Source organism: Streptomyces shenzhenensis (assembly GCF_003688995.1).
GTDB lineage: Bacteria > Actinomycetota > Actinomycetes > Streptomycetales > Streptomycetaceae > Streptomyces > Streptomyces shenzhenensis_A.
Window position 1 is genome coordinate 1 of the sequence record NZ_PENI01000073.1, and the last position, 7,965, is coordinate 7,965.

The following is a 7,965-nucleotide window of genomic DNA, read 5'->3' on the forward strand; positions in this document are numbered from 1 at the left end:
CGTCCAGCGCATCACCCCCAAACCCGACGGCGACCTCGACCCCCACGCCCTCCACACCGCCATCGAAGCCGCCAAACAGGTCACCGACAGGCCGTCGTTCATCGCGATGCGCTCCATCATCGCCTGGTCGCCACCGGCTCCGAGGTCCACCTCGCCGCCGAGGCCCGCACCCAGCTCCAGACCCAGGGCATCCCCACCCGCGTGGTGTCCATGCCCTGCGTGGAATGGTTCGAGGAACAGGACCAGACCTACCGCGACACCGTCCTGCCCCCCACCGTCAAAGCACGCGTCGCCATCGAAGCCGGCATCGGCCTCACCTGGCACCGCTATGTCGGCGACGCCGGACGCATCATCTCCCTCGAACACTTCGGCGCCTCCGCCGACGGCAACACCCTCTTCCACGAATACGGCTTCACCGCCGACAACATCACCACCAAGGCCCGGGAATCCATCGCCGAGGTCACCGGAACCGGCTGAGGAACACCCTGGTGCGCGAGGGTAGGCGGGGTTGTCCAGTCCCTCTGCCGGGCTGCCGCGCACCAGGTCCCGCTTCGGCCGCCCGGCCAGGGCGCGGGCGGAGGGCAATCACCGCGATCCTCACGAGGCCGATTAACTGCGCCTTAAGGACGGCTTAAGCGCACTCCTGTCCACCCGCCGTTCTCAAGTAGGCCCAGGTCAGGGCGGTTTGAGGGCCCGTGGCAGCGGTTGGCGGGGGTGCTCGTGCTGCGTAGCATCGGGATCCGGCCGCACTCCGGAGAGCGCTCCCATCCGCCCGTCGGCGGTGCTCCGAGCCGCCAAGTATCAGGAGGATCCCCCCACATGACTGCCCGTCACCAGCGCAGCCTGGCCCGTCGCAAGCTTCTGTTCGCCCTCGGCGGCGCGGCGGTGGCCGCTCCCGTCGTCGCCGCCCTGGGCCCCCACGCCCTCGCGGGGACGGACGCGCCGAAGGCGGCGGGAGCGCTGCCGCTGACCATCGCCAACGACAGCGGCGCCTTCGACAACACCTCCGTGCACGTCTACGTCGTCGGCAATCAGGACGGGAAGCAGGTCCGCGTCACGCCCGACGGCACCCTCGCCCCCATTTCGCTGTCGGACAACGGCGCCGACGGCTTCACCGACTACGCGCTCCCGCTCTCCGCGAGCGGGGAGACCCGGCTGTCCCTGCCGTACATGTCGGGCCGGATCTATGTGTCGCTCGGCGAGAAGCTGAAGTTCAAGGCGGTCGCGGACGGCAACGGCGCACCGGCGCTGCAGTACCCGGCGGGCTGGGTGACGTCCGACCCCAACTACCCGGTGCTGCACGATTGCTGCGAGTTCACGTACAACGCGGCCGGGATGTTCTGCAACACCACCATGGTCGACATGTTCAGCGTGCCGATGGCCATCCGGCTGACCGGGGCGCAGGACCGGACGACGGGCACGCTGGTCGACGGCGGTCGGGCCGCCGTGTTCGCCGCGGTGCGGCAGGCCGAGGGGTTCGAGCGGCTCGCGGTGGACGACACGCGGGTCATCGCGCCCGGTCACGGCCTGGACGCCGGGCTGTTCGCGCCGGACTACTTCGCCCCGTACATCGACGAGGTGTGGAGCACGTACACCGGCAGGGATCTCACGGTCACCACGGACGCGGGCGCCTTCACCGGCCGGGTGCGCGGCGGGAAGCTGACCTTCGACGGACCCGCCCCGGTCGCCTTCGACCGGCCGTCCAGCCGGGACGTCCTGTTCTGCGACGGCGCCCTCGCCGCACCCAACGACGGCACGACCGGGCCGGTGGCCGCCGTCCTCGGCGCCGGGTTCAACCGGTCGACGCTCGTCGCCGCGGCGGCGCAGCCGGCCACCGACGCGTCGGCGTTCTACCGGACCGGCGTCACCAACCACTACGCGAAGGCACTGCACGCGGCGACCCGGGACGGCAGGGCGTACGGCTTCGCCTTCGACGACGTGGCCGGCTTCGCCTCGTACATCGAGGACCCCGCACCGACCGGGATCCGGGTGACCCTCACACCGTTCTAGACCACCCGCCGGAACCCTGCCCGTGATCGGCCCCGGCCCCGCCCGGGTCTCGGGCGAACTCTCCTGACCTGCGTGTTTCCCGGGCTTGTCCGCCGTCGTGGGGCGCCGCCGGTGGCGGACGGGTACCGCGGAGCGCATGATGCCGTTATGACCGGTGGACCCGAGCCGATCGGCGCCGACGCACGTCGGGCGCTGGAGCGGGAGCTGGCCGACCTGCGCTCGGAGCGGGAGGCGGTCGCGTCCACGCTGCACAGCGACGGCGGGACGGGAGACACCGCCGACCAGGCCGACGAGTTGCAGCGGGCCACCGAAATCGCCCGGCTCGACGACCGTATCTCCCGGATCGGCGAGCGGCTGCGCACCGCGGCCGCCGCGGGCCCGCCCCCGGCCGACGTGGTGGGCGTGGGCAGCACCGTCACGGTGCGGTTCGAGGACGACACGGCGCAGACTCTGCAGATCGGCGAGGTGGCCGCGCCCACCGACCAGCGGCTGGTCACCGCCGACAGCCCGCTCGGCCGGGCCCTGCTGGGTCGTCGCGCCGGGGACACCGTCGACTACAGCACTCCGGACGGCCGGCTGAGCGCCGTCGTCCTGTCCCTCGAACCCCCCGGTGACACGACCGCGGGAACGGACGAACGGCCCGGCCGCTAGGGTCTTTTGTTTGGATCAGGCCGGATCAGGGAGCGGGGTCTGGTGCCGTGGATCGCAAGGCGGAGGAGGGCGGCAGGGCGGAGCCCTGACAACCGACGACAACGCCGCGAGGCGCGGTGCCAGGGCCCGCGAGCCCGGCATGATCCAAACGAGAGGCCCTAGGTCCTGTCGTCAAACTCCCTCCCCCAGCCTCCGGCCGGGAGGTGCCGCACCGACAGCGACCGAGGGGGCGGGCAACGTCACCCACCGGCCGGGTCAGGTCGCCGCCGCGGACCCGTCCGGCTCGGTCAGCAGGTCCACGAGCGTGGCCCGGGCGCGGGCCACCCGTGAGCGGACCGTACCCACCGGGCAGTCGCTCATCTCGGCCGCCTCCGTGTACGCGAGCCCGCACACCTGGGTGAGGAGGAACGCCTCCCGGCGCTCGTCGGGCAGCGACGCGAGCAGATCCAGCAGGGCGACGCCGTCGTCGAAGCCGGGCAGGTGCCGGGGCTGCGCCCGTTCCACGGCCAGCGGCCAGTCCGGTACGTCGGCCGGCCGGGGCCGGGTAGCGGCGTACCGGTGACTGTCGATCACCGCGCGCCGGGCGATGGCCAGCAGCCAGGTACGGGCCGACGACCGGCCCTCGAACCGGTGCAGGCTGCCGAGCGCGCGCAGGAACGTGTCCTGCGCCAGGTCGTCGACGGCCTGCGGATCGCTGCACAGATGGGCGACATAGCGCCGGACGTCCCGGTGCAGGGCGTGCACGAAGTCCTCGACGGCCCGGGGGTCGCCGCCGCGCGCGGCCAGCGCCCACGCGGTGATCGACTCGTCGGCCGGCGGTGCACCGGCGCTTCCGTCGCACGAGGTGGGCAGGGCAGGAGCAATCACCTGGTGTCCTTCTCGGATCGTCCGGATCCGGGCCACGGACGTGCGGCAGCACGGGCGGACCGGCATGGTCCGGTGGGCGGGTAGCCGGCCGCACCCCGGGGCGCCGCGGCGGGCGCGGGGGTACGGCCGGGACCCGGGGCGCGCACGGGCAGCCCCGGGGAACCGGCTGTCGTCAGGCGACAGTGGCCCCCGTGGGCGGCCCCCGTGTGGTGATCGCGTGGACGAGAAGGCGGCGCCGGGGCGCCCGGTCGGAGCGGCTGCGGCGCACATGCGGGCGCGGGCGGTCGGGTGCGCCGGGCAGGGCGCGCAGGAGGCGCAGCGGTGCGGCGAGCCGGGCGGCCACCGCCCGCAGGACGCGGAAGGCGGCGCGCTCGCCGTGGGCCAGCCACAGTCCGCACAGCAACGCCGCCAGCAGGTGCGCGGTGAGCATGCCGTACGAGGGGGTACCGGCCACGCGAAGGCCCAGGTGATCCACATGGCCCGAATCCATGTGTCCCAGATCCATGTGGCCCACGCCCATGTGCGCCACGCCCATGTGGCTCTCCGCCATGGAGCCCCCGCCCATGGCGCCCATACCCATGGAGTTCATGCCCGCCCCGGAACCCGTGCCCCCGGGTACCGACTGGGCGAGGGAGAACGCCGAGTGGAGCGCCGTCTGGGCGGCGACCACGACCGTCACGATCAGCGGCAGCCCCCGCTCACGGCCCGCGAGACACCAGCCCGCCGCACCGGCCGCGACGACCCCCGCGGCCAGCGCCCACGCGGGCACATGGCGGCCGGACATCAGAACGTGGCCCAGAGCGGCGAGCAGCACGGAGACGGCCGCGAACAGCGCGGCCCGTGTCGTGCGAGAACACCACCCTGCGGTCATGGCGCCTCATCCTCGCGTCAGGGCATCGGTCGTCACTCCTGGGTACGGATCCTGTCCCCTCCGCACACTCAATTCACCCCATGTGATCCAGAGCACACACCGACGGTGCCGGATCCGATCAGGCGGGCCGGTCCGCCCCGCGGGTCGCCCGGCGCAGGAAGCGGATCACCGGGTGGCCCGGGTGCTGGGTGACCTCGGCCCGGACGCCGTAGACCCGCTCGATGAGGGCGGGCGTGAGGACCGTGGACGGGGTGCCCTCCGCGACCACCCGGCCGTCCCGCAGAACGAGCAGCCGGTCGCAGTACATCGCGGCGAGGTTCAGGTCGTGCAGCGCGATCACGGTGGTGACCGGCAGGCCGACGACGAGGTCCAGCAGATCCAACTGGTGCTGGATGTCGAGATGGTTGGTGGGCTCGTCCAGCAGCAGTTCGCGGGGTTCCTGGGCGAGGGCGCGGGCGATCTGCGCGCGCTGCCGCTCGCCGCCGGAGAGGGTGTGCCAGGACTGGTCCGCGCGCTCGGTCAGCCCGGCGCGGGCCAGCGCGTCGGTGACCGCCCGTGCGTCGTCGGCCGAGGCGGCGGCCCAGGCCCGCCGGTGCGGGATACGGCCCAGCGCGACGACGTCCCGTACGGTCAGTTCGGTCTGGGTGTGGGCGTGCTGCTCGACGGTGGCGATGCGCCGCGCGGTGGCCCGGCGGCCGACCCGGGCCAGCGGGCGGCCGTCCAGGGTGACGACCCCGGCGGTGGGCGCCAGCACTCCGGCGAGCAGTCTCAACAGGGTCGACTTGCCGCTGCCGTTGGGGCCGAGCAGACCGATCGTCTCCCCGGGGCGGGGCGCGAGGGTGACACCGTCGACGATGATCCGGCCGTCGGCGCGGCGTGCCACGCGTTCCGCGCGCAGCCCGGGCGGGGTGCCCCGGTCGGCTGTGGGGTCCGGGCCGGTCATGCCCGCCTCCGTCCGCGGTACAGGACCGCCACGAACGCCGGTACACCGATCAGGGACGTCACCACGCCCACCGGGACCTCCTGGGGATCGATGACGGTACGGGCGACCGTGTCCACCCACACCAGGAAGACGGCTCCGGCCAGCGCCGTGACCGGCAGCAGCCGCGCGTGGCCGGATCCGGTGAGCGCGCGGGCCGCGTGCGGCAGCACCAGCCCGACGAAGCCGATCGCCCCGGCGCAGCTGACGAGGGTCGCGGTCAGCAGCGCGGTCGCGCACAGCAGGATCAGCCGGGTGCGGGCGACGCGCACGCCGAGTGCCGCCGCGGCGTCCTCGCCGAACGCGAACGCGTCCAGGGTGCGGGCATGTCCGAGGCAGACCACGAGTACCGCGGCGAGCACGACGGCGCACAGCAGCACGTCGCCCCAGCTCGCGCCGGCCAGCGAGCCGAGCAGCCAGAACAGCACGCCTCGGGTGGTCTCCGCGTCCGCGGACGTCAGCACGGTGAACGAGGTGAGCGCGGAGAACAGTTGCATGGCCGCCACGCCTGACAGCACCACCCGGTCGGGGCTGCCGCCGAGGGTGTGGCTGAGCACGAGGACGAGCCCGAAGGACAGCAGTGCGCCGGCGAACGCGCCCGCCGACAGGGACACCGCCCCGCCGCCGACCCCGAGCACGACCACGGCGACCGCGCCGGTGGACGCCCCGGAGGACACCCCGAGCACGAACGGGTCGGCGAGCGGATTGCGCAGCAGGGACTGCATGACCGCTCCGCACACCGCGAGGCCCGCACCGCAGAGGGCGGCCAGCAGGGTCCGTGGCATGCGCAGGTCCCACACGATGCCGTCCCGCAGCGGCGCCAACGCGCTGTCGCCGAGCCCGAGATGGGCGGCGACGGAGGCCCACACGTCGGCCGTGGAGATGTCGGCGGGGCCGAAGGTCACGGCGAACGCCACCGACACGGTCACCGCCAGCAGCCCGCCGGCGGTCAACAGCCCCGCCCGGAGGTTCACTTGGCGAGCCCGAGGTCACGCAGTCCGGCGGCGACCCGCTCGATCCCCTCGACCGTGCGGATGGACGGGTTCATCGCCTGCCCGCTGAGCAGGACGTACCGCTTCTTCCTGACGGCGGTGAGATTGCGGGTGGCGGGATGGGTCTCCAGGAAGCGGATCTTGGCCTGGGCGGTCTCGGCCGTCTCGGACCTGCGGGTCAGGTCGCCGATGACGATGACGTCGGGGTCGCGGTCGGCGACGGTCTCCCAGTTGATCTGGGGCCACTCGTCGTGGGTGTCGGAGAACACGTTCTCGGCGCCGATGGCCCGGGTGATGGCGCCGGGGGCGCCGCAGCAGCCGGCGAGGTAGGGCGACTGGGCGTTGGCGAACCAGTACATGAGGGAGACACCGGAGGCGTCGAGGCCGTCGGTGGCCGTCCGCACCCGTTCCTTCAGCCGTGCGACAAGCTTGTCGCCGCGCTCGTCGACGCCGAACGCGCGGGCCAGGTCGCGTATCTCGCCGTACACGGCGTCGAGGGTGAGCGGCGCGCTGCGGGAGCCGTCGCCACCGCTGCCGTTGTCCTTTCCGGTGGCGCAGTCGGACGGCGAGACGTACGTGGGCACGCCCAGCTTCTCGAACTGCTCGCGGGTGGCGACGCCGCCCGTGCCGAGGGTGGAGACGAACGACGCGGTGACGAAGTCGGGTCCGGCGTCGAGCACCTTCTCGAAGGAGGGATTGTTCTCGGCCAGCCGGGGCACGGACGCGTTGGCCTTCTCCAGGTCCTTCATCACCGGGTCGGTCCAGGTGGCGGTTCCGGCGAGCCGGTCCCCGAGGCCGAGGGAGAGCAGGATCTCTGTGGTGCCCTGGTTGAGGGAGACGGCGTGTTTCGGGGCCGACTCCAGGGTGACCTGGTGGCCGCAGTTGGCGATCGTGCGGGGGTAACCGGCGGCGGAGCGGCCGGCGTCCGGGGCGGCTTCGCCGGGGCCGCCGCACGCGGTCAGCAGCAGCGCCGGGGTGAGGAGCAGCAGGGCGGGGCGGTACGCGGAACGCAGCATGGGCATGCCTCGGGAGTCGGGGCTCGTACGCGGAGCCTGGCCTACGGACGTCCTCCACGCACGGGGCGCGAAGGTGCCAGCAGGTCTTCGGACTCGAGTTCGTCCGGACGGGGCGCCTTCCCGGTACGGCCCCGCACCGGCCTCACGGCCGGCCCGAACCCCTCCCAGTGGCGTGGTGTGCCCCGCCCGTCCCCCTCACCGCTGCGCGTCAGTTCCGGATTCGCACCGGATTCCCTGGCCTCGGATGTGGCACGACTGGCCCGGCCAGGCTACCAAGATCGCCCGGTCGGCCGGACCGGGCCCCGTCCTCGCACCGCGCCCCGCCTCGGCCCGGTGCCCGCGTGGGCCACGTCACCATCCGAATGCCGGACGCGACCGGACGCCGGGGCGGGCCGCCCCGTACGCTTGCCGGTGCAGCTGGTTCGCCCCGTCCCCCAGACGGGATGCGTCGCAAGAGGGAACCCGGTGGGAATCCGGGACTGCCCCGCAGCGGTGAACGGGAACGACCGCCGTCTTACGCACTGGGCCCACGAACAGGGCCTGGGAAGCGACGGCCAGTAGGTGTCCTCCTCCGGGAGA

7 protein-coding genes, 1 pseudogene and 2 riboswitches are annotated in these 7,965 nt (G+C 73.4%); of the genes and pseudogenes, 3 read left to right on the top strand and 5 right to left on the bottom strand.

Translation table 11 applies throughout. The features are described 5' to 3' along the window. Window positions 1–102 precede the first annotated feature (102 nt). The 3 genes and pseudogenes from CTZ28_RS46085 to CTZ28_RS46095 form a co-directional block, all read left to right on the top strand. Window positions 103–477: pseudogene (locus CTZ28_RS46085) on the top strand (transketolase-like TK C-terminal-containing protein); the annotation flags it as partial. A 342-nt stretch (window positions 478–819) separates the two neighbouring features. Continuing rightward, on the top strand, window positions 820–2,010 hold the full coding sequence (locus CTZ28_RS46090) for a beta-1,3-glucanase family protein (RefSeq protein WP_121895925.1): 1,191 nt from the start codon (window positions 820–822) through the stop codon (window positions 2,008–2,010). Between the two features lie 147 nt (window positions 2,011–2,157). Next, window positions 2,158–2,661, top strand: coding sequence for a GreA/GreB family elongation factor (locus CTZ28_RS46095; RefSeq protein ID WP_121895926.1), 504 nt, complete (start codon window positions 2,158–2,160; stop codon window positions 2,659–2,661). Window positions 2,662–2,916: 255 nt separating this feature from the next. On the opposite strand, the gene CTZ28_RS46105 is transcribed toward CTZ28_RS46095, so the two are convergent. The 5 genes from CTZ28_RS46105 to CTZ28_RS46125 form a co-directional block, all read right to left on the bottom strand. Continuing rightward, entirely contained in the window at window positions 2,917–3,528 is a 612-nt protein-coding gene (locus CTZ28_RS46105) for a sigma-70 family RNA polymerase sigma factor (RefSeq protein WP_121895927.1), read from the bottom strand. Window positions 3,529–3,700: 172 nt separating this feature from the next. Continuing rightward, window positions 3,701–4,399, bottom strand: coding sequence for a hypothetical protein (locus CTZ28_RS46110; RefSeq protein WP_121895928.1), 699 nt, complete (start codon window positions 4,397–4,399; stop codon window positions 3,701–3,703). A gap of 118 nt (window positions 4,400–4,517) precedes the next feature. Then, window positions 4,518–5,342, bottom strand: coding sequence for an ABC transporter ATP-binding protein (locus CTZ28_RS46115; RefSeq protein ID WP_121895929.1), 825 nt, complete (start codon window positions 5,340–5,342; stop codon window positions 4,518–4,520). After that, window positions 5,339–6,352, bottom strand: a complete 1,014-nt coding sequence (locus CTZ28_RS46120; protein WP_121895930.1) for a FecCD family ABC transporter permease — start codon at window positions 6,350–6,352, stop codon at window positions 5,339–5,341. The genes CTZ28_RS46115 and CTZ28_RS46120 overlap by 4 nt, the downstream gene beginning before the upstream one ends. Beyond that, on the bottom strand, window positions 6,349–7,386 hold the full coding sequence (locus CTZ28_RS46125) for an ABC transporter substrate-binding protein (RefSeq protein WP_121895931.1): 1,038 nt from the start codon (window positions 7,384–7,386) through the stop codon (window positions 6,349–6,351). Before CTZ28_RS46125 ends, CTZ28_RS46120 begins: the two co-directional genes overlap by 4 nt. Window positions 7,387–7,447: 61 nt before the next feature. Continuing rightward, window positions 7,448–7,661, bottom strand: a riboswitch (cobalamin riboswitch). 126 nt (window positions 7,662–7,787) lie between these two features. Continuing rightward, window positions 7,788–7,965, top strand: a riboswitch (cobalamin riboswitch). This riboswitch is flagged as partial in the annotation.